This is a genomic window from Chitinimonas sp. BJYL2, from assembly GCF_027257935.1.
Lineage (GTDB): Bacteria > Pseudomonadota > Gammaproteobacteria > Burkholderiales > Chitinimonadaceae > Chitinimonas.
In genome coordinates this window covers 50,474-77,110 of the sequence record NZ_JANZKW010000003.1, presented here as the reverse complement: position 1 = coordinate 77,110, position 26,637 = coordinate 50,474, and the positions used below count along the sequence as shown (strand labels likewise).

Annotated in this window: 24 protein-coding genes; 20 read left to right on the top strand and 4 right to left on the bottom strand. The window is 62.7% G+C overall.

Annotation, left to right across the window (positions count from 1 at the left end; genetic code table 11):
• Nucleotides 1-36: 36 nt before the first annotated feature.
• The 3 genes from O9X62_RS10155 to O9X62_RS10145 all read left to right on the top strand — a co-directional run bounded on the left by O9X62_RS10155 (nucleotide 37) and on the right by O9X62_RS10145 (nucleotide 3,850).
• Nucleotides 37-603: a hypothetical protein gene (locus O9X62_RS10155; protein ID WP_269532734.1), complete on the top strand. Its 567-nt coding sequence runs from the start codon at nucleotides 37-39 to the stop codon at nucleotides 601-603.
• Complete coding sequence (locus tag O9X62_RS10150) at nucleotides 600-3,065, top strand: ABC transporter permease (protein WP_269532733.1); 2,466 nt, start codon at nucleotides 600-602, stop codon at nucleotides 3,063-3,065. Before O9X62_RS10155 ends, O9X62_RS10150 begins: the two co-directional genes overlap by 4 nt.
• Before the next feature lie 74 nt (nucleotides 3,066-3,139).
• Nucleotides 3,140-3,850 carry a hypothetical protein gene (locus tag O9X62_RS10145; RefSeq protein WP_269532732.1) on the top strand — a complete coding sequence of 237 codons (711 nt, stop codon included), beginning with the start codon at nucleotides 3,140-3,142 and terminating at the stop codon, nucleotides 3,848-3,850.
• A gap of 11 nt (nucleotides 3,851-3,861) precedes the next feature.
• On the opposite strand, the gene xth is transcribed toward O9X62_RS10145, so the two are convergent.
• Nucleotides 3,862-4,632, bottom strand: a complete 771-nt coding sequence (gene xth / locus O9X62_RS10140; protein WP_269532731.1) for an exodeoxyribonuclease III — start codon at nucleotides 4,630-4,632, stop codon at nucleotides 3,862-3,864.
• Between the two features lie 67 nt (nucleotides 4,633-4,699).
• On the bottom strand, nucleotides 4,700-5,245 hold the full coding sequence (locus tag O9X62_RS10135) for a glutaredoxin family protein (RefSeq protein ID WP_269532730.1): 546 nt from the start codon (nucleotides 5,243-5,245) through the stop codon (nucleotides 4,700-4,702).
• 215 nt (nucleotides 5,246-5,460) lie between these two features.
• On the opposite strand from O9X62_RS10135, the gene O9X62_RS10130 reads away from it, so the two are divergent.
• The 5 genes from O9X62_RS10130 to O9X62_RS10110 all read left to right on the top strand — a co-directional run bounded on the left by O9X62_RS10130 (nucleotide 5,461) and on the right by O9X62_RS10110 (nucleotide 10,705).
• The gene (locus O9X62_RS10130) at nucleotides 5,461-6,318 is read left to right on the top strand and encodes a Rossmann-like and DUF2520 domain-containing protein (protein ID WP_269532729.1); all 858 of its coding nucleotides are present in this window, start codon (nucleotides 5,461-5,463) and stop codon (nucleotides 6,316-6,318) included.
• The gene (gene tsaA, locus O9X62_RS10125; RefSeq protein ID WP_269532728.1) at nucleotides 6,315-7,007 is read left to right on the top strand and encodes a tRNA (N6-threonylcarbamoyladenosine(37)-N6)-methyltransferase TrmO; all 693 of its coding nucleotides are present in this window, start codon (nucleotides 6,315-6,317) and stop codon (nucleotides 7,005-7,007) included. Before O9X62_RS10130 ends, tsaA begins: the two co-directional genes overlap by 4 nt.
• Complete coding sequence (gene recG, locus O9X62_RS10120; protein ID WP_269532727.1) at nucleotides 7,004-9,034, top strand: ATP-dependent DNA helicase RecG; 2,031 nt, start codon at nucleotides 7,004-7,006, stop codon at nucleotides 9,032-9,034. The genes tsaA and recG overlap by 4 nt, the downstream gene beginning before the upstream one ends.
• Nucleotides 9,035-9,152: 118 nt before the next feature.
• Complete coding sequence (locus O9X62_RS10115; RefSeq protein WP_269532726.1) at nucleotides 9,153-9,908, top strand: ABC transporter substrate-binding protein; 756 nt, start codon at nucleotides 9,153-9,155, stop codon at nucleotides 9,906-9,908.
• Nucleotides 9,905-10,705: an NUDIX hydrolase family protein gene (locus O9X62_RS10110; RefSeq protein WP_269532725.1), complete on the top strand. Its 801-nt coding sequence runs from the start codon at nucleotides 9,905-9,907 to the stop codon at nucleotides 10,703-10,705. Before O9X62_RS10115 ends, O9X62_RS10110 begins: the two co-directional genes overlap by 4 nt.
• A gap of 54 nt (nucleotides 10,706-10,759) precedes the next feature.
• On the opposite strand, the gene xseA is transcribed toward O9X62_RS10110, so the two are convergent.
• Nucleotides 10,760-12,115: an exodeoxyribonuclease VII large subunit gene (gene xseA, locus O9X62_RS10105; protein WP_269532724.1), complete on the bottom strand. Its 1,356-nt coding sequence runs from the start codon at nucleotides 12,113-12,115 to the stop codon at nucleotides 10,760-10,762.
• Between the two features lie 388 nt (nucleotides 12,116-12,503).
• Between xseA and O9X62_RS10100 the strand changes: the two genes are divergently transcribed.
• The 10 genes from O9X62_RS10100 (at nucleotide 12,504) to O9X62_RS10055 (ending at nucleotide 19,511) form a co-directional block, all read left to right on the top strand.
• Complete coding sequence (locus O9X62_RS10100; RefSeq protein ID WP_269532723.1) at nucleotides 12,504-13,112, top strand: MotA/TolQ/ExbB proton channel family protein; 609 nt, start codon at nucleotides 12,504-12,506, stop codon at nucleotides 13,110-13,112.
• A 6-nt stretch (nucleotides 13,113-13,118) separates the two neighbouring features.
• Nucleotides 13,119-13,532: a biopolymer transporter ExbD gene (locus O9X62_RS10095; RefSeq protein ID WP_269532722.1), complete on the top strand. Its 414-nt coding sequence runs from the start codon at nucleotides 13,119-13,121 to the stop codon at nucleotides 13,530-13,532.
• 53 nt (nucleotides 13,533-13,585) lie between these two features.
• Nucleotides 13,586-14,605 carry a tetraacyldisaccharide 4'-kinase gene (lpxK, locus tag O9X62_RS10090; protein WP_269532721.1) on the top strand — a complete coding sequence of 340 codons (1,020 nt, stop codon included), beginning with the start codon at nucleotides 13,586-13,588 and terminating at the stop codon, nucleotides 14,603-14,605.
• A gap of 57 nt (nucleotides 14,606-14,662) precedes the next feature.
• The gene (locus O9X62_RS10085; protein ID WP_269532720.1) at nucleotides 14,663-14,848 is read left to right on the top strand and encodes a Trm112 family protein; all 186 of its coding nucleotides are present in this window, start codon (nucleotides 14,663-14,665) and stop codon (nucleotides 14,846-14,848) included.
• Nucleotides 14,845-15,618, top strand: a complete 774-nt coding sequence (gene kdsB / locus O9X62_RS10080) for a 3-deoxy-manno-octulosonate cytidylyltransferase (protein WP_269532719.1) — start codon at nucleotides 14,845-14,847, stop codon at nucleotides 15,616-15,618. The genes O9X62_RS10085 and kdsB overlap by 4 nt, the downstream gene beginning before the upstream one ends.
• Before the next feature lie 155 nt (nucleotides 15,619-15,773).
• Complete coding sequence (gene adk / locus O9X62_RS10075; RefSeq protein WP_269532718.1) at nucleotides 15,774-16,430, top strand: adenylate kinase; 657 nt, start codon at nucleotides 15,774-15,776, stop codon at nucleotides 16,428-16,430.
• A 90-nt stretch (nucleotides 16,431-16,520) separates the two neighbouring features.
• Nucleotides 16,521-17,141, top strand: coding sequence for a hemolysin III family protein (locus tag O9X62_RS10070; protein ID WP_269532717.1), 621 nt, complete (start codon nucleotides 16,521-16,523; stop codon nucleotides 17,139-17,141).
• A gap of 67 nt (nucleotides 17,142-17,208) precedes the next feature.
• Nucleotides 17,209-17,775, top strand: a complete 567-nt coding sequence (locus O9X62_RS10065; protein ID WP_269532716.1) for an SRPBCC domain-containing protein — start codon at nucleotides 17,209-17,211, stop codon at nucleotides 17,773-17,775.
• A 49-nt stretch (nucleotides 17,776-17,824) separates the two neighbouring features.
• Complete coding sequence (locus O9X62_RS10060) at nucleotides 17,825-19,084, top strand: 6-phosphofructokinase (protein WP_269532715.1); 1,260 nt, start codon at nucleotides 17,825-17,827, stop codon at nucleotides 19,082-19,084.
• A gap of 4 nt (nucleotides 19,085-19,088) precedes the next feature.
• On the top strand, nucleotides 19,089-19,511 hold the full coding sequence (locus tag O9X62_RS10055) for a hypothetical protein (protein ID WP_269532714.1): 423 nt from the start codon (nucleotides 19,089-19,091) through the stop codon (nucleotides 19,509-19,511).
• A 150-nt stretch (nucleotides 19,512-19,661) separates the two neighbouring features.
• Here the strand turns inward: O9X62_RS10055 and O9X62_RS10050 are convergent, their stop codons facing one another.
• Nucleotides 19,662-21,473, bottom strand: a complete 1,812-nt coding sequence (locus tag O9X62_RS10050; protein WP_269532713.1) for a phosphoenolpyruvate carboxykinase (GTP) — start codon at nucleotides 21,471-21,473, stop codon at nucleotides 19,662-19,664.
• 328 nt (nucleotides 21,474-21,801) lie between these two features.
• On the opposite strand from O9X62_RS10050, the gene O9X62_RS10045 reads away from it, so the two are divergent.
• Complete coding sequence (locus O9X62_RS10045) at nucleotides 21,802-24,519, top strand: TonB-dependent receptor (protein WP_269532712.1); 2,718 nt, start codon at nucleotides 21,802-21,804, stop codon at nucleotides 24,517-24,519.
• Between the two features lie 114 nt (nucleotides 24,520-24,633).
• Complete coding sequence (locus O9X62_RS10040; protein WP_269532711.1) at nucleotides 24,634-26,601, top strand: S9 family peptidase; 1,968 nt, start codon at nucleotides 24,634-24,636, stop codon at nucleotides 26,599-26,601.
• The last annotated feature ends 36 nt before the right edge of the window (nucleotides 26,602-26,637 follow it).

The following is a 26,637-nucleotide window of genomic DNA, read 5'->3' as shown; positions in this document are numbered from 1 at the left end:
CGCCCAACCGAACAACCAGAACAACGAGGCACCTTCATGCGTTCCACACTGCGTATTGCGATCCTGAGCGCCGCGCTCGCCACCCCGGCCCTCTCGGCTGAGCAGCCCGCCGACCGCTTCCTGAAAAACCTGGCCAGCCTGTGCGGCAAGGCCTTCGAGGGCAAGCTGGTCGAAGGCAATACCAGCGACAAAACCTTTGCCGACAAGAAACTGGTGATGCATGTGCGTGAATGCGGCGATACGGTGGTTCGCGTGCCCTTTCATGTCGGTGACGACCATTCGCGCACCTGGGTGATCAGCCGCACCGATACCGGTCTGCGCCTCAAGCACGATCATCGTCATGCCGATGGCAGCGAGGATGCCGTCACCCAGTACGGTGGCGACACCAGCGACGCGGGCACCGATACGCTGCAAGCCTTCCCGGCCGATGCACACACCGCCAAGCTGATTCCGGCCGCCGCGACCAATGTGTGGCGTGTGGAGGTCGTACCGGGTGAACGGTTCAGCTATCGCCTGCAGCGCGGTGAGCGTCGCTTCCGGGTGGACTTCGATCTCACCCAAGCCGTGGCCCTGCCGCCTGCCCCGTGGGGTGCCAAACCATGAAAGGCTGGGGACTCGCCTGGCGCTGGCTCAAGCGCGATCTGACCGCCGGTGAACTGACCGTGATGGCCGTAGCGCTGGTCGTGGCCATCGCCGCCATGAGCAGCGTGGGTTTCTTTACCGACCGAGTGGGTCAGGCTTTGCAGCGCGAGGCCGACCAGTTGCTGGCCGCCGATCTGGTACTCAATGCCGACTTGCCCATCCCGGCCGAATTCATTGCCGAGGCCGACCGGCGTGGCCTGCAACGCGGTGCCACCGCCACCTTCCCGAGCATGGCGCAGACGCCAGACGGCGCGCAGCTCTCCACGCTCAAGGCGGTATCCAGCACCTACCCCTTGCGTGGCGATGTGCGCCTGCTGCGCGATGGCAAGGAAGTGAAAGTCGCCGGTGGCCCGCCGCGCGGCAGCCTGTGGGCCGACCAGCGTCTGTTCGACGCGCTGGCGCTCAAGCCGGGCGACAAGGTCCAGCTCGGCAACAAGGTGTTCTTACTGGCCGATGTGCTGGCGCGTGAACCCGATGGCGCGATGGACCTGTACAACTTCATCCCGCGTGCCCTGCTCAGCGACGCCGATCTCGCCGAGACCGGCCTGATCCAGCCCGGCAGCCGCATCCGCTACCGCATGCTGATTGCCGGCGAGGCGGATGAAGTGACCGCGATGCGCGATTGGCTCAAGCCACGCCTGCAACGCGGCCAGCGGCTCGAAGACGTGCGCGAGGCACGGCCTGAGATCAACACCTCGCTGAACCGTGCTGAGCGCTTCCTGCGCCTGTCGGCCCTGATCAGCGTATTCATGGCTGCCGCTGCGATTGCGCTGGCGGCCCGCCGCTATGTGGATCGCCACCTCGATGGCGTGGCGCTGTTGCGCACGCTGGGGCTGACCCAGCGCGATATCGTGGGACTGTTCCTGCGCCAGTACGTACTCCTCGCGCTGATCTCGGTGGCAGTGGGCTTGGCCGCAGGCTGGCTGACCCAGTTCGCACTGGCCCACGTGCTCGCCGGCATGTTCGAAACCGCCCTGCCACCGGCCGGGCCACTGCCGGCACTGGCGGGGGCTGCCGTCGGCATCACCCTGCTGTTCGGCTTCTGCCTGCCGCCGCTGCTGCGCCTGCGTGGCGTCTCGCCGCTGCGGGTACTGCGCCGCGATGCCACACCGCCGGGCAATGCCTGGCTGGCGTTCGGTCTGGGTGCGGTCACGCTGGGCGGCCTGATTGCCTGGCAAGCCGGCGACAGCAAACTTGCGGGGCTGACGCTGGGCGGACTCGCCGGCACCGTGGCCGTGGCCACGCTGGCGGCCTGGCTGCTGGTATGGATCACCCCGCGCCTGCCGCTGCCGGCCAGTGCCGGCTGGCGCTTTGGCCTCGCCAATGTGGCGCGTCGGCGTGGTTTGAGCGTGGCGCAGATCGTCGCCTTGTCGCTGGGCCTGATGGCACTGATGTTGCTCACCGTGGTTCGCGGCGACCTGCTCGCTTCATGGGAGCGCTCGCTACCTGCCGATGCGCCGAACCGCTTCATGATCAACGTGCAGCCCGAACAGCGCGCGCCCATTGCCGCGCGCTTTGTCGGAGCCGGCCTCAAAGCCCCCGAGTTCGCACCGATGATCCGCGCCCGCCTCAAGGCCATTGCCGGCAAGCCGGTGCAGGTGGAGGGCTATCAGGACGAGCGTGCCAAGCGTCTGGCCGAGCGCGAGTTCAATCTCTCCTCGGGCATCACCCTGCGTGAGGACAACCGCATCGTCGCCGGTACGCCGCTCAAGGAGGATGAACCCGGCTGGACGGTGGAGGAAGGGCTCGCCAAATCGCTGGGCATCAAGGTGGGCGATACGCTGAGTTTCGACATAGCCGGCAGCGAGTTCACCGCGCCGGTGCGCAGCCTGCGCAAGGTCGATTGGGATTCGTTCCGGGTGAACTTCTTTGTGGTGGGTAGCCAGGCGCTGCTCAAGGATCAGCCTGCCAGCTACGTAAGCAGCTTCTATCTGCCCGCCAGCCAGAATGCATTCGCGAACAAACTCTCGCGCGAATTCACCAACCTCACGGTGATCGATGTGTCGGTGATCCTGCGCGAGGTGAAGAGCGTGCTCGACCGGGTATTGGCGGCCGTGGAAGTGGTGTTCGCGTTCAGTCTGGCCGCCGGCATTGCGGTGCTGTATGCCGCAACGCTGTCCACGCACGACGAGCGTAAACGCGAAGCCGCAATCCTGCGTACGCTGGGCGCATCGCGCAAGGTGGTGGGTCAGGCGGTCAGCGCGGAGCTTTTGCTGGTGGGCGGGCTGGCCGGCTTGCTGGCGGCCGGCGCGGCGCTGGTGATTGGTGCGGGCGCTGCCGTGCTGCTGTTCTCGCTCAATGCGGGGGTCAGCTGGTGGCTCTTACCCGTGGGCATGGTGGCCGGGGCACTCGCCGCCCGGCTGGCGGCAGCGCCATTGCTGCACAGGGTACTGCGTACACCACCCCTACGCGCGCTGCGTTAAGCAATCAGACAGGCATGGGCGTGTTCAATGATCTGCATCGAACACGCCCTCATTCGCTGCTGACTGGAAACCCCATGCGCTCACCGCTTTGCCTTGCCGTCGTGCTCGCCCTCACCATACCGGCCCAGGCCGCCGACGGCCCGCATCACTATGATCGGGCCAAGCCTTTGCGTATCGAACCGAACGCACCGGCCCAGCCCCCTGTGGCGCAACCACCGGCTCGACCGCAGCCCCCTCAAACACCGCCGCCACAAGGCCGTCCGCCGTTCGAGCGGCCACCGGTGGTCAAGCCTGAGCACCCGGGCAAGGGGCACATCCATGGCAATCGCCCGGATCACCGTCCGCCCGTGGTCGTCCAGCATCCGCACGGTTACTGGCCCAATCATGGTTGGTACATCGGTAAGCGCGTGCGCGTGCTGCCCCCGGGCCATCGCACACTCTGGCTCGGTGGCGCCGTGTATTACGTGATCAACGATGCCTATTTGCAGCGGGATACCGATACCTATGTGGTGGTACCGCCGCCCGTGGTCTCTGCATATCGTGAAGACGAGGATGACGAGCGTGACGGCGACCGCGAGCTGTTTGCCTACCCGCTCAAAGGCCAGGACGACAAGCAGCAGGCCCTGGATCGTTATGAATGTCGGCGCTGGGCAGTACGCCAGACCGATTTCGACCCCGAGGAAATCCCGTCCGGTCTGCGTGGGCAGGCGCTGGAAAAAGCCTGGGATGATTTGCTGCGGGCCGAGCGGGCTTGCCTGGAAGGGCGTGGTTACTCGGTGCAGTAAGGGGCCAAGGCTCAGTCGGCCAGCGTCGCGATCACCGGCGCATGGTCGCTGGGCCGCTCGACCCGGCGTGGTGCCTTGTCGATCTCGCAGGCCGTGCAGCGCGCGGCCAGCGCTTGCGACAGCAACACATGGTCGATACGCAGACCCGCATTGCGGCGGAAGCCCATCATCCGGTAATCCCACCAGCTGAAGCTTTTCTCGGCTTGTTCAAACAGGCGGAAGCTGTCCACCAGCCCCAGGCCGATCAAGGTCTGGAAACGCTCACGCTCAGGCGGGCTGACCAGTACATCGTTGGCCCACTTGGCCGGGTCGTGCACGTCGCGGTCTTCCGGCGCGATATTGAAATCGCCAACCAGTGCCAGCTGCGGGTACTGCGCCAGTTGCTCACGCACATAGGCAATCAACGCATCTATCCAGGCCAGCTTGTACGGATACTTTTCCGAATCGAGTGCCTGACCGTTGACCACATAGGCACCGATCACCCGCACTCCACCCACGGTGGCAGTGATGACGCGCTTCTGTTCGTCCGGGTAATTGGGCAGATTGAATTGCACTTCCGCCAGCGGCAAGCGCGAGATCAGTGCCACGCCGTTGTAGGTTTTCTGGCCGATGAAGGCGACGTGAAAACCGGCAGCCTCGATCTCCGCCTTGGGAAAGGCATGGTCTTCGAGCTTGGTTTCCTGCAAGGCCAGCACGGTCAGCTCGGGGCGCGAAGCCAGCCATTCGAGCACCTGTGGCAAGCGGACCTTGAGCGAGTTCACATTCCAGGTGGCAATCTGCATGGCAATCCCCAATAAAAGCAAAACGGCGGAATCATCCGCCGTTTTATGCGTTCCATAAAGCCGCTGATCAGGGCTTGGTCGTCGACGAGGCGGCGGCACCTTGCGAGCCCGCCTTCGGTGCTGCCGGCTGCGCATCCTTGAGGGTGGGGTCGGCCTGCTTGCCATACCCGGCAGCGTCCAGCGCCGAATCCCAGTTGGCATCCTGGAAGCCCTTGAGCACCTTGTCCCCCACTTGCAGGACCGGCACGATCAGATCGCCAGCAATCTTCTTCAGCTGATCGGCCTCGGCATCACTCGATTGCGGGTTGCGCAGGCTGTAAGGTACGCCGCGCTTGGCCAGCAGGGAGCGGGCTTCGTCGCAGTTTTGCCCGCAGTTATTGCTCCACAGGATCACTGGATTCTTGCGGATGGCCTCGCGGGTCGAGAAGGTGCCACCGCTGGTCTGGATCACATTGGTTTTCACATCACGCGGCTTGGTTTGCTGACCCGGTGGCGGCTGATCCGAGAACACCACGTTGCCATTGGCGTCTTTCCATTGATACACCTTGGCAGCCAGTGCCGACGTGGGCAATAGCAGCGCCAAGCAGAGAGACAGGCAGACTGAGGACCTCATAAGCAACTCCAGAAACCGGGTGCGGAATGACGATGGAATTATATGACGATGCGCTGATATTGCGCTAAGGCTTTCTTCGCAGGGCACTTTTTGACCGCCAGACGGCAAACGGCTCGCCGCTGCGACGCAGTTATCCAGATTGGTGAACAAGCGTTCTTTCGCCGAGATGTGCATAATCCGGTTACATCGATAGCCTCCCGACGCAGCACGCTGCCATGCAACTCCCTACCCTGAACCTGATCGGCCCCGGCAAGCTGGGGTTCAGCCTTGCCGGCATGCTGCATGCTGCCGGCTTGGTGAGCCTGCAGGCTGTGGCCAGCCGAGATGAGTCCGGCGCTCACGCCGCTGTCGACAAACTGGGGACAGGCATGGCCTGCACCTTGGCCAACCTGCCCACCGCCGACCTCACGCTGATCGCCACGCCCGACGCCGCACTGGCGCAAACCGCCACCGCTCTGGCGCGCAATCCGCAGCTGCAAGCCGGGCGCATTGTCTGGCATGCCAGCGGCGCGCTCGCCAGTAGCGAACTCAACCCTTTGCGCGCACGCGGCCTGCTGATTGCCAGCGTGCATCCACTACGCTCGTTTGCCACCGCTGCCAATACGTTGGCTGGCACCCATTGCGGCTGCGAAGGCGATGATGAAGCATTGGCTGTGCTTGAACCGCTGCACGCCGCGCTGGGTGCGCACTGTTTCCGCATCGATCCGGCGCACAAGACGCTCTACCACGCCGCCGCCGTGCTGGCCTGCAACGATCTGGTCGCGCTGATGGACCACGCCCTGCACTGCATGGCCGCTGCCGGCGTCGCGCGCGAACAAGCCTGGCCGGCCCTGCGCCCCTTGATCGACGGCACACTGGCCAATCTGGACCGGCTCCCCCCGGCCGCCGCGCTGACCGGCCCGGTAGCGCGCGGCGACATCGACACGGTCGCGCGGCAGCTCACTGCCACCAACGCGCTAGACGCTCAGGTAGGTGCCGTCTACCGCACGCTGGCGCGCTCGGCACTGAGGCTGGCGCAGATGGATGCCACGCGCCGCGACCCACTCAATCAGCTATTGAGCGAACAGCCATGAACTGGCACATGCAGGCCATCGGCCGGATCGAAAGCTGTTACCGCGAGAAGTTTGCGATTCCGCGCCAGCCCGGTCTCGCGCCCAGTTCCGAGGCCACGCTGCATCTGCTGCCGCCCTATGACCACCCCGATACCGTGCGCGGGCTCGATGCCTTCAGCCATGTGTGGGTGCTGTTCGTCTTTCACGAAACCGCCGCGCAAGGTTGGCGACCCACAGTGCGCCCCCCCAAGCTGGGCGGCAACCGCCGGGTCGGCGTGTTTGCCACACGCTCGACCTTCCGCCCCAACCCCATCGGCCTGTCGGTCGCACGCCTCGCCGGTATTGATACCGATGGCGGCGTACGCATCCATCTTGCCGGTATCGACCTGCTCGACGGCACGCCTGTGCTCGATCTCAAGCCCTACCTCGGTTACGCCGACGCGATTGCCGACGCGGGCAACGGCTATGCCGACGATGGCAGCCAGCCGCTTACCGTCGTGTTCGACCCGGCTGCAGAAGTCACCCTGCTTGAACAAGCACAGCGCCTGCCCAAGCTGCGCCAGCTGATCGCCGAAGTGCTTGCGCAAGACCCGCGTCCCGGCTATGCCGACGACCCGGATCGTGACTACGGCATGCAGCTTTACGATCTGAACATCCGCTGGCGCACGCAGGCAGGCGTGGCCCGCGTCACCAGCATCACGGCAGCATGAGTCTGGATTTCGCCAAGCTGCCCAAGGCCGTCGCCAGCCGTCTGGCCAAGCTGGGCATCCGCCAGCCGTTTGATCTGGTGCTGCACCTGCCGCTGCGTTACGAGGACGAAACTCATCTGTACACGATTGCCGATGCGCCCATGGGCGTGCCGGTGATGGTGGAAGGTACCGTCGAGCACGCCGACATCACCTTCCGACCGCGCCGTCAGCTCGTTGCCCGCATCAGCGATGGCAGCAGCGAGCTGTTCGTGCGCCTGCTGCATTTCTACCCCAACCAGCAACAGCAGCTCGCCGAGGGCAAGCGCGTGCGTTTGCTGGGCGAAATCCGCCGCGGCTTTTTTGGCGAAGAGATGGTGCACCCCAAGGTGCGCAGCGTGGGCAGTGAAACCCCGCTGGCCGAGGCGCTGACCCCCATCTACCCCACCGTCAACGGCCTCGCCCAGCCGCCGCTGCGCAAGCTGGTAAACCAGGCACTCAACCACTGCGTGCTCGACGACACACTGCCCGAGGTGCTCCGCCACGATCTGGGCCTGATGCCGTTTGACGCCGCCGTGCGCCTGCTGCACCAGCCCACGCCCGATACGGCGCAGCGCGCACTGTCCGAACGCACCCACGCCGCTTGGCTGCGCCTCAAGTTCGATGAGCTGCTGGCGCAGCAGCTGTCGATGCGCCTTGCCTACCGACGCCGCCGCGAACAGACCGCGCCGAGCCTGCGTGCCACCGGCCTGCTGGCGCAGCAGCTGCTGGCATCCCTGCCGTTCGGTCTGACCGGCGCGCAGACCAAGGTGCTCGCGGAAATCCGCCACGATCTGGCCAGCACACATCCGATGCAGCGCTTACTGCAAGGCGATGTGGGCGCAGGAAAGACCATTGTTGCCGCACTGGCGGCACTGGATGCAATTGAAGCCGGCCACCAGGCTGCGCTGATGGCACCGACCGAAATCCTCGCCGAACAGCACTACAAAAAACTCAGCCAGTGGCTGGCACCGCTAGGTATCGAGGTCGTCTGGCTCGCAGGCTCCCTCAAGCCCGCCGCCAAGGCCGCGGCCATTGCGCGCGTCGAATCGGGCGAGGCCTGGTTGGCAGTAGGCACCCATGCCCTATTCCAGGAATCCGTCAGCTTTGCGCGGCTGGGTCTCGCTATCGTGGACGAACAGCACCGCTTTGGCGTGCACCAGCGCTTGGCGCTGCGCGGCAAGGGCGGCTCGCCGCACCAGCTGATGATGTCGGCCACGCCGATTCCGCGCACGCTGGCGATGAGCTTCTATGCCGACCTCGACGTCAGCGTGATCGACGAGCTCCCACCGGGCCGCACGCCGATCAAGACCCGGCTGGTCAACGATGCGCGCCGCGAGGAAATGGTCGAACAGGTACGCAAGGTATGCAGCGAGGGCCGGCAGGTCTACTGGGTCTGCCCGCTGATCGAAGAGAGCGAAGCACTGGAGCTGCAAACCGCCATCGACACGCACGTCGCGCTGTCCGAATCCCTGCCTGAATACCGCGTCGGCCTCGTCCATGGCCGCCTCAAGCCGGCCGAAAAGGCCGAAGTGATGGCGGCGTTTGCGCGCAACGAGGTACAGGTACTGGTGGCCACCACCGTCATCGAGGTCGGCGTGGATGTGCCGAACGCGACGCTGATGGTGATCGAACATGCCGAGCGCATGGGCCTGGCGCAGCTTCACCAGCTGCGTGGCCGCGTGGGCCGGGGTGCGCTCGAGTCGAGCTGCATCCTGCTATACAGCGCGCCGCTGGGCGAAGTGGCCAAGCAGCGGCTCAAAGTGATTTTCGAAACCACTGATGGCTTCCTGATCGCCCGCGAAGACCTGCGCATCCGTGGTCCCGGCGAATTTCTGGGTGCGCGTCAGTCGGGCGTGCCCATGCTGCGCTTTGCCGATCTGGAGCGCGATACCGTGCTGCTGGAGCAGGCGCGCGATGTGGCCGGCACGCTGCTCGATCATCACCCGGCGGTGGTGGAAGCGCATCTGGATCGCTGGCTGTCCGGTCGCGAAGAGCTGCTCAAGGCCTGATCCCACCCGACCCATCCACCATGACGGATGGCAGACATGCCACACCCGTTATCGGTCCAGCATCGCAGCGGCAGTGACTTCTGGTTTATAAAGCAGAAAAAGGAGAACCAGCCGCCTCATGCTGCGCACACTGCTGATCTTTTGCGTCGCGCTGCTCGGCGTCACCCAGGCTGCCGACAAGCCCCTGCGGCTCGGCACGCTGGATGTGGCCCCCTATGGCTATCTCACGACCAAGGGTCGCCCGGATGGCGCGTTCTTCTTGCTGGGTAACCGCATCGGCGAAGTTGCCGGCGTGCCGACCCGCAACACCTTGCTACCTACCGCAAGGCTGTACGCCATGCTGGAGCGCAAGCAGCTTGATCTGGCGATTACCAGTGTCTCGCTGGATACCAAGGCGGGCATGATCAACCTTGGCAGGGTCTGGCGGTTTGAGGGCGTCGTGGTGTATCGCCCGGAACTCGGGCTAACCCCCCGCGCGCTGGCCGAATTTCGCCCCTATCTGATCGGGCGGCTCAACCACTCCTGTCCGGTGCTGAGCCGGCAGGGCATGCGGGTTTATGAACTCACCGATATCAGCCAGGGCCTGCGCATGCTCCAGGCAGGGCGCCTGGATGGACTGTGCGGTGAAGCGGGTTCGCTGAATGCCGCCGCCCACTCCAGCGGCATTGATATGCATCGCTTTGCCGAGCCCTTCGTGTTCCTGAGCACCGATGTCAGCGTCTATGCCAACCCCACTTTGCCCGCCGACACCCTGGCAAGACTGAGCGCCGCCATACGCCAGCTCAACGAGACCGGTGACACCGAGCGGCTGATCAGCAAATATATTGGTATCAGCCCAAGCAAACCCTCGCCCCCGCTGCGGAGTCGCCGATGACCGTCACTGCCCTGCAGGACTCGCTTCAGACCTGGCGTAGCCAGTACCCCCGCTTCGACCCGGCCGGGCTTACGGGTTGGCTGGTAGAAGGCACGCTGGCCGGTTGGGTGAGCCCTGCCATGGCCTCACGCCTGCGCGAGAGCGGCCTGTTTGAAGAAAGTGACGACGGCCTGACCCTGAGCCGCGCGCTCGGTGGCCCGCTGGGGCGATCCCACGCCTTGCAGTGTCTGGCCGAGGTTCTGCGGGGTGAGGGCTGGATTCAGGGATGGCGCGATGAAGCCTATGACTGGGTGGATGACTGGGGACGGGTGCGGTTCTCACTCGAGCGCGCTGCCTTCCGCCCGCTGGGTCTTTGCAGCCGCGCCGTCCACGTGAATGGTTACATCGAAGACGGCGGCATCTGGATTGCCCGTCGCGCCCTGCACAAAGCCGTGGACCCCGGCAGGCTGGACAATATGACCGCGGGCGGTATTGCCGCCGGGGAAACCGTACGCGACTGCCTGTTGCGCGAACTGGCCGAAGAGGCCGGGATCCCCACCCGCCTGGCCTTGCTGGCTCGTCCCGCCGGCGTGCTGCGCAGCCAGCGCCGCGAGCCGGATGGCATACACGACGAAATGCTCTACTGCTTTGACCTCGCCCTGCCGCCCGACTTTGTGCCTATCAATACCGATGGCGAGGTCGACGGCTTTGAACTCCTTGATGCCGATGAGGCCGCCGCCCGACTGGGCGAAATGACACTCGATGCGGCATTGGTCACCGCCGCCTGGCTGGATCGCTGGATGGATGGCGAGGTCTGAGGCAGCGCGCAGGCTGCAATCTGCGGCAACTTGCACAAAGGCCGTCCACCCCGCTCAGAACAGCTTGCCCTGTTCGGCACCGGCCGAATCGATGACGGCCCGGGCTTCGCCCTTGGCAAAGCGCATCGAGACAACCTGACCCGCTTTCAGCGTGGCCGCATCACTGATCACCTTGCCATCGCGGCTGGTGACCATGCTGTAACCGCGTGCCAGTACCGCTTCAGGATTCAGCCCTTCCAGCCGATCGACCAGCGCCGCAAGGCTGCGCTGGCGCAACTGCTGCTGCCGACCGTGCAGCTCCTGCAACCTTGCCCTGCGCGCTACCAGCAGCGCCCCCAGCGCCGCCGGGTCCGGCCGCTGGCGCGAGATGCGAAGCTGCATCCCTTCAAGTCGCCAGCGTGCGCGTTCAAGTCCTCGCGCATAGGCTTGGTCCCGGCGGACGGCGACACCCGCCAGCCGCTCTCGCTGCCGCGCAATCCGTTCACCCGGATGCAACAGGCGGCTCGCCAGCAGATCCAGCTTCTGCATGCGCCGCTCCAGCGCCTGCCGCAACAACCAGCCGCTACGCCGCGCCAGTTCGGCAAGGCGCGCGAGCTGGGCACTGCGGTCGGGTGAGACCAACTCAGCCGCTGCCGTTGGCGTAGGCGCACGCAGATCGGCCACAAAATCGGCAATCGTGAAGTCGGTTTCATGACCCACGCCACTTACAACGGGTAATTGGCTGCCGGCTATCGCCCGCGCCACGACTTCCTCATTGAACGACCAGAGGTCTTCAATGCTGCCGCCACCGCGACAGACCAGCAGCACATCCACCTCCTTGCGCGCATTCGCCTCGGCAATCCGACGGGCAATCTGCTGCGCCGCGCCCTCGCCCTGCACAGGCGTGGGGTACAGCACCACAGGCAGATGCGGCGCACGACGGCGCAAGGTGGCAATCACATCACGCAGAGCGGCAGCCTGCGGGGAGGTAACGATGCCGATGGCGCGGGGCTGCAATGGCAAGGGTCGTTTGCGGGCGGCATCGAACAGACCCTCTGCCGCCAGCCGTTGCTTGAGCAACTCGAAAGCCTCGTACAGCGCACCCAGACCCGCGGGACGCATGGCTTCCAGATTGAGCTGGAAATCCCCTCGTGCCTCGTAAAGGGTGACCTGCGCGCGCGCCTCCACTTTCATACCTTCGCGCGGTTTGAACGGCAGCAGCATGGCGCGGTTGCGGAACATCACGCAGCGCACCTGAGCCTGTGCATCCTTGAGCGAAAAATAACAGTGCCCGCTGGCGGCGATGGTGAGATTGGATATCTCGCCCGCCACCCAGACAAGCGGAATTTCCCGCTCGATCAAGGTTTTGACGCTTCGGTTCAACTCGGCGACCGACCATACCAGGCCGGGGCTTGACAACAAGGGGTTCATTCATTCTCCAGCGGCATTTCATCCACATTTCAAGCCGATCGTCGACCAACCAGACCGGTATGCATACCCCGTCTTACAGCAAAACCTTAAATTACTGATTTAAAAGACCAATTTAACTTAGCTCTTTTTTTGAGCAAACCAGAAAAGCGCAGGAATGACGGGCGAAAAACGCCATGCCCACAGGTTTACCCACAAAATTATCCACAGACTGTGTGAAAAAGCCGCGCGGCCCAACTGGCACCGGGCTTTGCAGGCAGTCTGACCCGGCATTCGGCACGACATTCATTGGTCAGACCGCGCAAAGATCGCGAACAGCCGCTCAGCCCGCTTGCTGCCTTCCGGGTGCGCCGCTAAAGTAGCGCGGTCTTTCACGCAGGGTGTTCTCTCTATGCTCGCCATTATCCAGGCAGCCGGTTGGCCGATCTACCTGATCATCCTGGCATCGATCATCGCCGTGGCGATCATCCTTGAACGGCTGATCAGCCTGCGCCGCTCGCAAGTCCTGCCAGACGGTCTGCTCGCTCTGACGGTACAGGAATACCGCCAGTCCGGCGTCAACGCCGACATGCTCTCCCGCCTGCAAGCCAGCTCGCCCTTGGGTCGCGTGCTCGCTGCCGGCCTCAAGAACGTGAAGAGCAGCCGCGACATCATGCGCGAGTCCATCGAGGAGAGCGGCCGCGCCGTCGCCCATGATCTCGAACGATTCCTGACCACGCTGGGCACCATTGCCACTGCCGCCCCGCTGATGGGCCTGTTGGGTACCGTGATCGGCATGATCGAGATCTTTGGCTCGCAAGCGCCGACCGGGGGCACCAACCCGACCATGCTCGCACATGGCATCTCGGTGGCGCTCTACAACACGGCGTTCGGCATTATTGTCGCGATTCCGGCGCTGGTGTTCTACCGCCACTTCCGCAGCAGCGTGGACAGCTTTGTCGTCGAAATGGAACAGCAGGCGATCAAGCTGGTTGAAGTTGTCCACGGTGAACGAGGTTAATCCGGCATGAACTTCCGCCGCGGCAGGGTGCGTGAAGAGCCCGAAATCAACTTCATCCCGCTGATCGACGTGATGCTGGTCATCCTGATTTTCCTGATGGCCACGACCACGTATTCCAAGTTCACCGAACTGAAGATTGCGCTGCCCACGGCGGCTGCCGAGAAGCAGGAAGCCAAAGCGCAGGAGATTGAGGTATCGGTGAGCAATTCGGGGCAGTACGCCATCAACGGTTCGCGCGTCTCGTTCAGTGGCGTGGAGCAGCTTGGCGCCGATCTACGCAAGGCCGCCAATGGCAAGGAACCCGTTATCGTCATCAATGCGGATGGCAATGCCAACCACCAGTCTGTAGTCAACGTGATGGAAGCCGCCCGCATGGCGGGTTTTGCGCGGTTGACCTTCGCGACCCAGACACCGCAGTGATAGGAGGGGATGGCGTGCGGTGAGACCCGCGCCTGAGCCTTCGAAATTTAACCATGCGTACCCCCGCCTTCTGGCAATCCCGCTTTCCCGCCGCCTTGCTCCTGCCGCTGGCGGCGTTGTTTTCTGTGCTCGCTGCCTTGCGCCGCTTCGCCTACCGCCGCGGCTGGCTCACCAGCACGCGCGTGCCTGTGCCCGTCGTCGTGATCGGCAACATCACTGCGGGCGGCGCCGGCAAAACCCCGACTGCACAGTATCTTGCCCGGCAGCTGCGCGCCGCTGGCTGGCAGCCGGGCATCATCAGCCGCGGCCATGGCGGGCAAGTGGACGGCCATGCTGCCGTGCCGGCGGATGGCGATCCTGCACGCTTTGGCGATGAGCCTGTGCTACTGGCCCGCACCACCGGTTGCCCGGTATTCGTAGGCCGCGATCGCGTTGCCACCGCACGCGCCTTGCTGGCGGCGCATCCCGATACCCAAGTCTTGCTATGCGACGACGGCATGCAGCACTACCGCCTGCACCGCGATATCGAGCTGGCGCTGATCGACGGCGCGCGCGGCTTGATGAATGGCTGGCCGCTGCCTGCCGGCCCGCTGCGCGAGCCTCCCAGCCGCCTGCAATGCTGCGACGCCGTCATCATCAACGGCGCGGCGGCCGTACCCGTGCCTGCGCACACCCATACCTTTGCCATGCGTTTGCAAGCCGAAGCGCTCTGGCGACTGGATGATGCACGGCAACAAAAACCGCTGGCAGCACTGGCAGGACAAACCGTGCACGCGTTGGCCGGCATCGCCAACCCCGAGCGCTTTTTTGCCACGCTGCGGGCAGCAGACCTGAACGTAATCGGCCACGCCTTTGCCGATCACCACGCCTATGCGGCGGCCGACGTGCGAGGCTTGGTCGATGCGCCCTTGCTGGTCACCGAGAAGGACGCCGTGAAACTGCAAACCCTGTTGGCGACAGGCGAGCTCTCGGCCAATGGTAATATCTGGGTTTTGCCGGTCACGGCACGCTACACGCCGGATCTGGCGAGCTGGCTGCTCGACCGCCTCACGCAACTTCGCCACCTTCCCTGATCCCGTGCCCCGGTGCGGGGTCGCACAGCGCGCCTTGGGCGCAAGGTTGTTATTCGCATGGACGCCAAACTGCTGGAAATCCTCGTCTGCCCGATTTGCAAGGGCCCCTTGCATTACGCCAAGGCACGCCAGGAGCTGATCTGCCGAGGTGATCGCCTGGCCTTCCCGGTGCGTGACGGTATCCCGGTCATGCTGGAAGGCGAAGCCCGCGAGCTGGCACCTGAAGAGGAAGTCGGCGCGTGAGCTTTGTGGCCATCGTCCCGGCACGGCTGGCATCAAGCCGCCTGCCCGAAAAGCCGTTGGCGGATATAGGCGGCAAGCCCATGGTCGTGCGCGTGGTAGAGCGTGCGCTGCAAAGCGGCGCGCGTGCCGTACATGTGGCCACCGATGACCAACGCATTTTCGATGTGGTAAAGGCCCACGGCCATAGCGTGCTGATGACGCGGCCCGAGCACACGTCCGGCACCGAGCGTCTGGCCGAAGCGGCGGACCTGCTGGGGCTGACCGACGATGTTGCCGTGGTCAACGTGCAAGGCGATGAACCGCTGATCGACCCGGCGTTGATCGACGCCGTTGCCGCCATGTTGCAGCGCGACAACACCTTGCCCATGAGCACCGCATGCCACGCCATCACTAGCGCTGCGGACATGTTCAACCCGAACGTCGTCAAGGTGGTGCTTGACCACGCAGGCCGTGCGCTCTACTTTAGCCGGGCTAGCATTCCCTACGCCCGCGATGCGTTCCAACAGAGCCGCGAGGCGTTGCCTGCCGACCTACCGGTCCATCGGCATGTCGGCATCTACGGCTACCGCGCCGGTTTTCTGCGTCAATACCGCACCCTGGCTCCCTGTGCGCTGGAGCAGTTCGAGGCTCTCGAACAGCTGCGCGTGCTCTGGCATGGCTTTGCGATAGGCGTGACCCAGATTGCCCATGCGCCCGAAGCCGGGGTGGACACCCCCGAGGATCTCGAACGGGTCCGCCAGCGCTGGCAGGCTTTGCAGCAGACCAAGTGATACCCGTGTTCGCGCCCGCCGGGGCGTGAATGCCGCAGTAACGATTATCGCCCGTATCGCTGGCGCCCTCATGGCTGACTCGATACGGCAAGCATGCCGTTTTACGTATTCATCCCATCCATCCCATCCATCCCATTCAGTCAGGAACCTCACCCATGCGATTGATCCTGTTGGGCGCGCCCGGCGCCGGCAAAGGCACCCAGGCCAACTTCATCAAAGAGAAGTTCGGCATTCCGCAAATCTCCACCGGCGACATGCTGCGCGCCGCCGTCAAGGCCGGCACCCCGCTGGGCCTCGAAGCCAAGTCCATCATGGATGCCGGCGGTCTGGTCCGCGACGACATCATCATCGGCCTGGTGAAGGAACGTATTGCCCAGCCCGACGCCGCCAAGGGCTTTCTGTTCGACGGCTTCCCACGCACGATTCCGCAGGCCGAAGCCATGCGCGAAGCCGGTGTGGATATCGACTTTGTGGTCGAGATCGACGTACCTGACGAAGCCGTGGTCGAGCGCATGGCCGGCCGCCGTTTCCACATTGCCTCGGGCCGCAGCTACCACGTCAAGTTCAACCCGCCCAAGGTCGAAGGCAAGGATGACCTGACCGGCGAAGATCTGGTCCAGCGCGACGACGACAAGGAAGAAACCGTCAAGAAGCGTCTGGCCGTGTACCACGAACAAACCGAAGTGCTGGTCGGCTACTACGGCAAGCAGGCCGCCAGCGGCGATGCCCGCGCACCCAAGTACATCAAGATTGCGGGCGTTGGCGCAGTCGAAGCCATCCGCGATCAAGTGTTCGCGGCACTGGGTGCCTGATCGGCATCCGGTTCAAGACAACAGGCGGGCTTTCCCGCCTGTTTGTTTTTGTGACGCTGCATTTATCTAGGGTTGTCGACAGGATTTCCGATGTACGCAGGCGAACGCTTCAACAGCATTACCCATCTGGTTGGCTCTGCACTCGCGCTGGTCGGCATGGTGATACTCATTGTGTTTGCCAGCTTGCCGGGCGATCCGTGGAAGATCGTCAGCGCCAGCATCTACGGCACCATGTTGTTCATGCTGTATCTGGGCTCCACCATTTATCACAGCATCAAGAGCCCGCGCGCCAAAGCGGTGCTGCAGAAGATCGACCACTGCGCGATCTACCTGTTGATTGCCGGGACCTACACCCCGTTTGCCCTTGTCACCCTGCGTGGCCCCTGGGGCTGGACGTTGTTCGGGCTGGTCTGGGGGCTGGCCGTATTCGGCATCGTTCAGGAGCTTACCCTGGGCCGCCGCACGCGCATCCTGTCGATGATCCTCTACGTGGTCATGGGCTGGCTGATCCTGATTGCCATGAAACCGCTGGTCGCCGCCCTGCCCACGGCAGGCCTGGTCTGGCTGGCGGCCGGCGGCCTGATCTATAGCGCCGGCATCTACTTCTTCCTCAACGACGAGCGCGTGCCGCACTATCACGGCATCTGGCATCTGTTTGTATTGGGCGGGAGTTTCTGCCAATACATCAGTGTGCTGTTCTACGTCACCTGACCTTGCGGGCTCCCGTAGCGAGTAGTTACACACTACAATTCGCCCCGCTTTGTACTAGGAGTTGTCGATGCGCTTCGTCCTGTCTGCCCTGTTGAGTCTTGCCGCCCTGTTCGCCAGCGCCGCTGAATCGGGCATCGAACTGGCCGTCACCGTCAAAGCACCGGTCAGTGAAGTCTGGAAAGCGTGGACCAGTAGCGCCGGCATCACCAGCTTCTTCGCCCCCGAGGCCGAAGTGGATCCCCGCCCCGACGGCGCCTTCCACATTCATATGGACCCCTATGGCGCGCCGGGCATGAAGGGCGCGGACACGATGACCGTGCTCGCCGTCGAACCCGAAAAGCTGCTGTCATTCACCTGGAACGCGCCACCGCACCTGCCACAGGCGCGGGCGCAGCGCACCGTGGTGATCCTGCGCTTTGCGCCCGATGCAGACGGCACACGGCTCACGCTGAGCCACGTGGGCTGGGGCAGTGAGGGTGAATGGCCCAAGGCGCGCACATACTTTGAAAAAGCTTGGCCCAACGTGCTGAAGAACCTGCAGACCCGGTTCGACACAGGCAAGCCCTATGACTGGACCGACTGGCTGGCGCGGCTCAAGCAACTGCACGCGCAGGACGCCGCCAAACCCAAATGATTCCCGGCCCGCCCTCACTGGCGCGGGCCTTTCCATTGCGGAGCATTCCATGAGCATCAAGAACGCCTTTTACGCCCAATCCGGCGGCGTCACCGCCGTCATCAACGCCAGTGCCTGCGGTGTGATCGAAACCGCCCGCCAGTACCCCGAAAAGATCGGCAAGGTCTACGCCGGCCGCAACGGCATCATCGGCGCGCTGACCGAAGACCTGATCGATACCTCGCTAGAGAGCGCCAACGATATCGCACGCCTCAAGCACACGCCGTCTGGCGCCTTCGGGTCCTGCCGCTACAAGCTCAAGAGCCTCGAAACACACCGCGAACAATACGAACGGCTGATCGAGGTCTTCAAGGCCCACGACATCGGCTACTTCTTCTACAACGGCGGCGGCGACTCGGCTGATACCTGCTTCAAGGTCGCGCAGTTGTCGGAAAAGATGGGCTACCCGATCCAGGCGATTCACGTGCCCAAGACGGTCGATAACGACCTGCCGATCACGGACTGCTGCCCCGGCTTTGGCTCGGTAGCCAAGTACGTGGCCACCAGCATCCGCGAGGCTGGTTTTGATGTGGCCTCCATGGCCAAGACCTCGACCAAGGTGTTCATCCTTGAAGTGATGGGTCGCCATGCCGGCTGGATCACGGCGGCATGTGGCCTGGCCGCCGAGGCCGAGGGCGAAGGTCCGCACATCCTGCTGTTCCCGGAAGTCGAGTTCGATGAAGAAGCCTTCCTCGCCAAGGTCAAAGCCACGGTGGAGAAGTATGACCACTGCGTGATCGGCGTGTCCGAAGGCATCAAGAACAAGGATGGGAAGTTCCTGTCCGAAACCGGGCTCAAGGACGCTTTCGGTCACGCGCAACTTGGCGGCGTGGCGCCGACGATTGCCCAGCTGATCAAGGACAAGCTCGGCTACAAGTATCACTGGGCCGTGGCCGATTACCTGCAGCGCGCTGCCCGCCATATCGCCAGTGCTACCGACGTCCAGCAGGCCTACGCTCTGGGGCGCGCGGCGGTGCAAGCCGCGATGGCCGGCAAGAACTCGGTGATGCCGGCCATCCGCCGTCTTAGCGATGCTCCCTATCAGTGGGACATCATTGATGCTCCACTGAGCGAAGTCGCGAATGTCGAGAAGTTCATGCCGCGTGACTTCATCACGGCTGACGGATTCCATATCACCGAGGCTTGCCGCCGCTATCTGTCGCCGCTGATCGCCGGAGAAGACTACCCGCCGTTCCGAAACGGCCTGCCCGATTACGTGCGGCTCAAGAATCTGGCTGTGCCCAAGAAGCTCGGCGAATTCAAGGTCTGAGACCATGACCGGCACGGACAGCCAGATTGCCAGTGATACCGCGCAACAAGACCGACGGGATGCCAACACCATCCCGCAATTCTTCATTTCGCTGGTCAACCAGTGTCCGTTCGCGCTGACCCTGAATGCGCTCGACGCCTCAGCCGGCTGCGGCTGGGTGCAGGAGCCCCTGATGGGTGAGCAGATCGACGCGCACGCCGAAAAAGTATGGTGCGGCATGCCCTGGGACGAGGGCACACGCATTGATGTGGCCATCACCCTGCATTGCGCCAAGGGCACAGTATGGTTGCGCCTGGAACGCGATGTGCGCCAGGCGGCGCTGGGTACTGTCAGCGTTGATGGCGAACCCGAACTCTGCGCGCGTGCCGAGTTACAGCGCGCGGACTCGGTCAGCCCTTTCCTGATGGTGGTGGTGCATACGACTTAGGGAGCGAGGGGTAAGGCAGCTCGGCGCACCAACGCGTAGAGTGCAATAAGCGCAGCGCATTGCACCCTGCCCGACCACCGGATTGCCAAGACCACAAAGACAAAAGGCCACCGCAAGGTGGCCTTTTGTCTTTCATGCTGAGCGCTGGAACTACACCGCCAGCGCCTCGCCCAGCCGCTTGCGCTTGGCCTCGATGGCAGGCGGCAAACGATCAGCCAGCTTGGCCAGCCACTCATCATGCGACAGCAACTCGCGGCGCCAGGCATCGGCATCCAGGCTCATCAGCTTGTCGAACAGCGCCGGGCTCATGTCCGCCAGATCGGTCCAGTTGATATCGGTGTAATCCGGTGCCCAACCCAGCAAGGTATCGCGTGCCGAGGCCGTGCCATTGAGGCGGCCGACCATCCATTCCAAGACACGCATATTGTCGCCAAAGCCCGGCCAGATGAACTTGCCGTTCTCGTCCACGCGGAACCAGTTCACGCAGAAAATCGCAGGCGGCTGAGCCAGCTTTTCACCCATGCTCAACCAGTGCTGGAAATAATCGCCCATGTGGTAACCACAGAAAGGCAGCATGGCGAACGGGTCCCGACGGGTCTGGCCCTGCGCGCCCATCGCGGCGGCCGTCGTTTCCGAACCCATGGTGGCCGCCATGTACACGCCGTCTTCCCAGCTGCGCGCCTCACACACCAGCGGCACCGTGCTGGAGCGACGACCACCGAAGATGAACGCCGAGATCGGCACACCCGCCGGGTCATCCCAGGCCGCATCGAGCGAAGGACATTGGGATGCCGATACGGTGAAGCGTGCATTCGGATGCGCTGCCTTGGTGCCCGAGGCCGGCGTCCAAAGCTTGCCCTGCCAGTCGGTCAGCGCGGCAGGGACTTCCTTGCTCATGCCTTCCCACCAGACATCACCATCTTCCGTCAGCGCCACATTGGTGAAAATGACGTTCTCGCCCAGCATCGCCATGGCATTGGGATTGGACTTCACCGAGGTACCCGGCGCCACGCCGAAGTACCCATTCTCCGGATTGATCGCATACAGGCGACCATCGCTACCGGGCTTGATCCAGGCAATGTCATCACCCACAGTGGTGATCTTCCAGCCTGCATAGGCCTTGGGCGGAATCAACATCGCGAAGTTGGTCTTGCCGCAGGCCGACGGAAATGCCGCCGCCACATAGCGCTTTTCGCCCTGCGGGCTTTCCACGCCCAGAATCAGCATGTGCTCGGCCAGCCAGCCCTGATCGCGGCCCATAGTGGACGCAATCCGCAGGGCAAAGCACTTCTTGCCCAGCAAGGCATTGCCACCGTAGCCCGAACCATAGGACCAGATCTCGCGGGTCTCGGGGAAGTGAACAATGTACTTGGTGTCCTTGTTGCAGGGCCAAGGCACATCCGCCTGTCCGGCTGCCAGCGGCGCACCCACGGTGTGCACGCAAGGGACGAACTCGCCATCGGTGCCCAGCACGTCGTAAACCTGTTTGCCCATGCGCGTCATGATGCGCATCGAAGCCACCACATAGGGCGAATCGGTAATCTCGATGCCGATATGCGCAATCGGCGAACCCAGCGGCCCCATGCTGAAAGGAATCACGTACATCGTGCGCCCGCGCATGCAGCCCTCGAACAGGCCACGCAGGGTGCCGCGCATCTCGGCCGGGTCCATCCAGTTGTTATTGGGTCCGGCATCCGCCTTGTCCTGCGAGCAGACGAAAGTCCGGTCCTCCACCCGCGCCACATCGCTGGGGTCGGAGAAGGCCGCATAGCTGTTGGGTCGTTTGGCCGGATTGAGCTTGGTCAGCGTCCCTGCGGCAACCATCTGCGCCAGCAGGGCCTCATTCTCGGCTTCAGAACCATCAACCCAGTGCACCGCATCGGCTTGTGTCAGCGCTGCGATCTGGGCAACCCAGTCGATCAGCTTGGCGTGTTGAACAAAGGCGGGATGTGGGAGAGACATGCACGGGCTCCGGAATTCGTAGTAAAGCCCGCACGACTACGCAACGCATTGGCAACAGACACGGGCTCGGGGGCTCAATTGTCCCAGAACCACGCGGTATCGTCTCCTGTTTGTGTAACTCATGTCGCACCAACTACATTCCGTGCCGCACCCCATAATCGGCGTTTATACAACTGTTGCGTATTTGACAAAGACAAGCCCAGTTTGTGTCCGAACACACACAAATTGGTGACGGGCACCACCCAAGCCGCTAACAATGCAGCCGGACGACTTTGCCGGCACCCCGGCCGGGTCATTTACCAATTAAAACTCTAAGGGAGTTTCAGGGATGAAGATGAAGCATCTGGCTCTGGCCGTCGCCGCTATCGGCTTCACTGGCCAAGCATTCGCCGCCGCAGACGAACCCAAGAAGGTCGAAAAGATCACCATCACGGGTTCCAACATCAAGCGCGTCTCGATCGAAACCGCCTCGCCGGTCCAGATCATCACCGCGGATGAAATCAAGCGTGGCGGTGCCACGACCCTGACGGAAGTGCTGCGCAACGTTGCCAGCAACGTGGGCGGTATCGATGAAAACCGCACCGGCGGCTTTACCGCCGGCGCGTCGGGCCTGAACCTGCGCGGTCTGGGCAGCCAAGCTACCCTGATGTTGCTGAACGGTCGCCGTCTGGCTGCTTATGCACAGCCTGAGTTCCAGACGACTTTCGTCGACTTGAACACCCTGCCGATCGGCGCCGTTGAACGTATCGAAATCCTCAAGGATGGCGCCTCGGCCATCTACGGCTCCGAAGCCATGGCTGGCGTCGTCAACATCATCCTGAAGGAAAGCTTTGTTGGCGCCGAACTGGGTGCTGCCTATGGCCAATCCGAAGTCAACGACGGTGAACTGACCCGCGTTACCGGTAGCTACGGCTTCGGCGATCTGGCTCAGGATCACTTCAACGTTTACGGCACCTTGGATATCCGTCAGCAAAAGCCGACGTTCATCTCCAAGCGCGATGGCTACCTGAGCACGCAGAATCTGACCGCCTACGGTTATCAGGATCAGCGCTCTATCTACACCGACATTGGCAACATCTACTGGACTGACAAGACGACCGGCAAATTCGTGATCCGCCCGATCACCGGCAACTGCCCAGCCGACCGTCTGGTCAGCGGCGACGTAATCTTCGGACCAGGCGCTTCGGTCCCCGGCACCCAGGCTTGCGTGTTCGACGACCTGAAGGACGGCACGTTCAACGCCGGCGGCAAGTCGGATCGTATCTCGTTTACCGGTAAGGCCACCTGGCAGCCGAGCGAGTCCGTTACCGTCTTCGCTGAAGCCATGTTCAACCAGAACAAGGCTCGCATCACCGGTGACCTGCACTGGATCGCCATGCAGAACGGCCAGCCTGGCGGCGCCTTCCCCATCACACACCCACAGTACCCCAAGGATCTGATTGATCCGGTCACGGGCAAGACGCTGGCTGGTGGTAACGGTACCGTACGTCTGCGCGCTCAGCTCAAGACCATCCCGGGCCAAGGTCAGGACAATACCGTCGACTTCGGTCGCTACCTGATTGGCGCCAAGGGCGACATCGGCAGCTGGAGCTGGGAATCGGCCGTGATGACTAACTCCAGCAAGGTGGAATCGCGTCGCACTGGCGGTCTGCTCACCGACAAGTTTGTCAATGCCGTTGTGACCGGTCAGTGGCTGTTTGGCGATGCCGCCAACAACATGGCCCTGTACCCCAGCCTTGTGACGCAGTCGGCCAGCAACTACGAGTCCACGCTGCGCATGTGGGACGCCAAGTTCTCCGGCGATATCATGGAACTGCCGGCCGGTACGATGAGCGCTGCCGTCGGCGTGGAAGCGCGGCGTGAAGGGCTGATCACCAATCCGGATCCGCAAGCAGTTGCGGGCAATCTGTGGCACTCGGCCAAGATGCCAGCCGGCATCGATAACAGTCGCAATGTACGTTCGGTCTACACCGAACTGAGCATTCCGGTTCTCAAGAATTTGGAAGCGTCGCTGGCTGGTCGGTTTGACCACTACTCCGACTACGGTAACTCCAAGACGCCTAAGCTGGGTCTGAAGTGGACTGCACTGCCAGAACTCGTTGTTCGCAGCACCTACGCCGAAGGCTTCCGCGCACCAACACTGGTGGAGAACTCCAATCAGGTTGCCGATGCATTCCTGAATGGATTCCGTGATCCGGCACGCTGTACCGCCACCTTCCGCGCAGGCTGCTCCTCCAGCTCGCCTTACAAGAGCGGTGCCAATCCAGACCTGAAGCCGGAAACTGGCAAGAGCTACACGCTGGGTCTGGTTTGGGAGCCCAACAAGTCGTTCAGCGCCTCGGCAGATTTCTGGAATATCAAGCGTACCGACGAAATCTCGACGTATGACCTGACAACCGTACTGAACAACGAAGCTCGCTACGCCAACAATCCGGCCACCAAGATCGTTCGTGCACCTCAAACACCGGCCGAAATTGCAGCCGGCGTCCCCGGTGAAATCACCTTGGTCCAACTCCTGCTGACCAACGTAGCCGTGACGCAAGTCAAGGGTGTGGACTTCGACTTCCGTGGTCGCGTCAACATGGGCGGCTTCGGTAAGCTTGAGCCGCGCCTGGTGGTTCAGTACACCGACTCGTTCAAGAGCGCACCAACGCCAACCGACGAGAAGATCGAGTACGCCGGCGCGCGCGGTACGCCACGTGTCAAGGGTGCTGCTGCCATGACTTGGAGCAAAGATCCCTGGACCGTCAACGTCGAGGCCAACTACGTCGGTCGCATGGCTTCCGTAGATGACCACAACGAAACGTGTACCTTCGCGGTGCAGGGCTATGACAACCTGTGTAACGGCATCTCGTCGTACACGACCGTCAACCTGAGCACGACCTACAAGGGCTTCAAGAACTGGAGCCTGAACGCTGCGGTGCGTAATGCATTCGATCGCAACCCGCCGTTCCACCCGTACGCCGTCAACACCAACTACTACCGTCCGTTGCACAATGCGATGGGCCGCTACTTCCAAGTCAGCGCTGCCTACGCATTCAAGTAAGCTGTAACTTGAGGGCGCCGGCATGCCGGCGCCCTTTTTCTTTGGCTTCGTCACCCGGTTTGGCTAATCTCCACAAGGGTATGGCCTGAACTGATTTACAAGATGGAATCGACCATGTTTCCTTCCCGCTTCATCCAATGCGTGCCTGCAGCGCTGATCGCCGGTTTGCTGTTGCTGGCTGCACCTGCCACGCTGGCCGATACGGCCAACACAATCACCGCCGAACAGCTGTTCTCGCGCGCACAGTATGGTTCCCCCAGCCTGTCGCCTGATGGCAAGCAAATGTCGGTGCTCACCCCGATCAATGGTCGCTTGGCCTTGGCTGTCATCGACCTGAAAACCCGTGAGGCCCGTGTACTCGCATCCAGCAAAGTCTGGGACGCGGCGGGGGTACGCTGGATCAATAACAAGCGCGTGCTGTTCTCGGTGCAGGACACGCGCGATGTGATGGAAAAGGCCAAGGGCGATGGCCCCTTTGCCATCAATATCGATGGCACTGGCTTCCGTGACCTATCAGAAAAAATGCGTGTGCGCGTGCTGGCTACCTTGAAGGATGGCAGCGACGATATTCTCGTCACCAGCAACAAGCGCAGCCCTGATGCAGGCCGTGATGACTTTGGCAGCAGCGACGTCTATCGCATGGACACCAAGTCCGGCAAGGCCAAGTTGCTGACCTTCACCAACCCCGGCAAGGTCAACAACTGGATTGTGGATGAGCAGGGCCAGGTTCGCGCTGCCGTGTCGTTCTTTGGCGATAAGGCCAGCGGCCGCTTCAAGACCGTGGTGAACTACCGCGACAATCAGGACGCTCCTTGGAAGGTCATCAGCGAATTCCTGATGGACGACGAAGGTTACGTGCCTGTCGGTTTTGATGCCGACGGCAAGACCATGTATGTGACTGGCCGCGGTAAGGAAGACAAGGAAGGCCTGTATATCTGGGACTTCGCGACCAACAAGCCAAAATCCTTGGTATTCCGTCACCCCGAAGCGGACTTTGGCGATGACCTTATTCGGGATTGGGACAGCGGCAAGGTGGTTGGCGTATTCATTAACGCCTACAAGCCGGAAGCCCATTATTTCGATGAGAGCTGGGCGCAACTGCAGGCCAACTTCAACGCCACGTTCCCCAATGCTTTCAACTCGCTACAGAAGCGTGGTGACCGCATTCTGGTGACGACCACCTCCGACATCAATCCGGGCCAAGCTTTCCTGTACGAGCCGAGCACTGGCAAACTGGAACAACTGCTGTCGTACAAGCCCGAGCTCAATCCCGAGTTGCTGTCACCTATGAAGACGGTGAGCTACACCGCGCGCGATGGTCTGGAGATTCCTGGCTATCTGACCCTGCCCAAGGGCAAGGATGCCAAGAAGCTACCCTTGGTGGCTTTTGTGCACGGTGGTCCGCATGCGCGTGACGACTGGGGCTTCAGTCCCATGGTCCAGTTCCTGGCAGCCCAAGGTTACGCCGTGTTGCAGCCCAACTTCCGCATGTCGACCGGTCTAGGCTGGAAGCTGCATCGCGCTGGCTGGAAGCAATGGGGTCTGGCCATGCAGGACGACATTACCGATGGCGTGAACTGGCTGGTCAAAGAAGGGATTGTTGATCCCAAGCGCGTCTGCATCATGGGTGCCAGCTACGGTGGTTACGCCACCATGTACGGCTTGGTCAAAGACCCGGATCTGTACCAGTGCGGCATCAACTATGTGGGCGTGACAGATATCAGCATGCTGTTCACCGTGGCGTGGTCTGATACCTCGGACAGTGCCTGGACGCGATTCCGCCAGAAGGATCTGCATGGCGATCCGGACAAGGATGTGGACTATATGAAGAAGTCGTCCGCGCTGGAAAATGCTGATCGCATCACCAAGCCGGTCATGATGGCCTACGGCTCTGAAGACATTCGCGTACCGCTGATCCACGGCGAGAAGATGCGCGACAAGCTCAAGGCCCGTGGCATTCCAGTCGAATGGATTGTCTACGCAGGTGAAGGCCACGGCTGGAGCAAGCCGGAAAACAACTACGACTTCGCTCATCGCGTTGGCGCCTTCCTAAAGCAGCATCTGGACAAGCCCGCCAAGTAATCGGGCAGGATGTACAGTCAGCACAAACAACAACGC

What these genes read in the sequence shown, in the direction of transcription:
- O9X62_RS10155 (WP_269532734.1), top strand. Translation starts at nt 37, where the DNA reads ATGCGTTCCACACTGCGTATTGCGATCCTGAGCGCCGCGCTCGCCACC.
- O9X62_RS10150 (WP_269532733.1), top strand. Translation starts at nt 600, where the DNA reads ATGAAAGGCTGGGGACTCGCCTGGCGCTGGCTCAAGCGCGATCTGACC.
- O9X62_RS10145 (WP_269532732.1), top strand. Translation starts at nt 3,140, where the DNA reads ATGCGCTCACCGCTTTGCCTTGCCGTCGTGCTCGCCCTCACCATACCG.
- xth (WP_269532731.1), bottom strand. Translation starts at nt 4,632, where the DNA reads ATGCAGATTGCCACCTGGAATGTGAACTCGCTCAAGGTCCGCTTGCCA.
- O9X62_RS10135 (WP_269532730.1), bottom strand. Translation starts at nt 5,245, where the DNA reads ATGAGGTCCTCAGTCTGCCTGTCTCTCTGCTTGGCGCTGCTATTGCCC.
- O9X62_RS10130 (WP_269532729.1), top strand. Translation starts at nt 5,461, where the DNA reads ATGCAACTCCCTACCCTGAACCTGATCGGCCCCGGCAAGCTGGGGTTC.
- tsaA (WP_269532728.1), top strand. Translation starts at nt 6,315, where the DNA reads ATGAACTGGCACATGCAGGCCATCGGCCGGATCGAAAGCTGTTACCGC.
- recG (WP_269532727.1), top strand. Translation starts at nt 7,004, where the DNA reads ATGAGTCTGGATTTCGCCAAGCTGCCCAAGGCCGTCGCCAGCCGTCTG.
- O9X62_RS10115 (WP_269532726.1), top strand. Translation starts at nt 9,153, where the DNA reads ATGCTGCGCACACTGCTGATCTTTTGCGTCGCGCTGCTCGGCGTCACC.
- O9X62_RS10110 (WP_269532725.1), top strand. Translation starts at nt 9,905, where the DNA reads ATGACCGTCACTGCCCTGCAGGACTCGCTTCAGACCTGGCGTAGCCAG.
- xseA (WP_269532724.1), bottom strand. Translation starts at nt 12,115, where the DNA reads ATGAACCCCTTGTTGTCAAGCCCCGGCCTGGTATGGTCGGTCGCCGAG.
- O9X62_RS10100 (WP_269532723.1), top strand. Translation starts at nt 12,504, where the DNA reads ATGCTCGCCATTATCCAGGCAGCCGGTTGGCCGATCTACCTGATCATC.
- O9X62_RS10095 (WP_269532722.1), top strand. Translation starts at nt 13,119, where the DNA reads ATGAACTTCCGCCGCGGCAGGGTGCGTGAAGAGCCCGAAATCAACTTC.
- lpxK (WP_269532721.1), top strand. Translation starts at nt 13,586, where the DNA reads ATGCGTACCCCCGCCTTCTGGCAATCCCGCTTTCCCGCCGCCTTGCTC.
- O9X62_RS10085 (WP_269532720.1), top strand. Translation starts at nt 14,663, where the DNA reads ATGGACGCCAAACTGCTGGAAATCCTCGTCTGCCCGATTTGCAAGGGC.
- adk (WP_269532718.1), top strand. Translation starts at nt 15,774, where the DNA reads ATGCGATTGATCCTGTTGGGCGCGCCCGGCGCCGGCAAAGGCACCCAG.
- O9X62_RS10070 (WP_269532717.1), top strand. Translation starts at nt 16,521, where the DNA reads ATGTACGCAGGCGAACGCTTCAACAGCATTACCCATCTGGTTGGCTCT.
- O9X62_RS10065 (WP_269532716.1), top strand. Translation starts at nt 17,209, where the DNA reads ATGCGCTTCGTCCTGTCTGCCCTGTTGAGTCTTGCCGCCCTGTTCGCC.
- O9X62_RS10060 (WP_269532715.1), top strand. Translation starts at nt 17,825, where the DNA reads ATGAGCATCAAGAACGCCTTTTACGCCCAATCCGGCGGCGTCACCGCC.
- O9X62_RS10055 (WP_269532714.1), top strand. Translation starts at nt 19,089, where the DNA reads ATGACCGGCACGGACAGCCAGATTGCCAGTGATACCGCGCAACAAGAC.
- O9X62_RS10050 (WP_269532713.1), bottom strand. Translation starts at nt 21,473, where the DNA reads ATGTCTCTCCCACATCCCGCCTTTGTTCAACACGCCAAGCTGATCGAC.
- O9X62_RS10045 (WP_269532712.1), top strand. Translation starts at nt 21,802, where the DNA reads ATGAAGATGAAGCATCTGGCTCTGGCCGTCGCCGCTATCGGCTTCACT.
- O9X62_RS10040 (WP_269532711.1), top strand. Translation starts at nt 24,634, where the DNA reads ATGTTTCCTTCCCGCTTCATCCAATGCGTGCCTGCAGCGCTGATCGCC.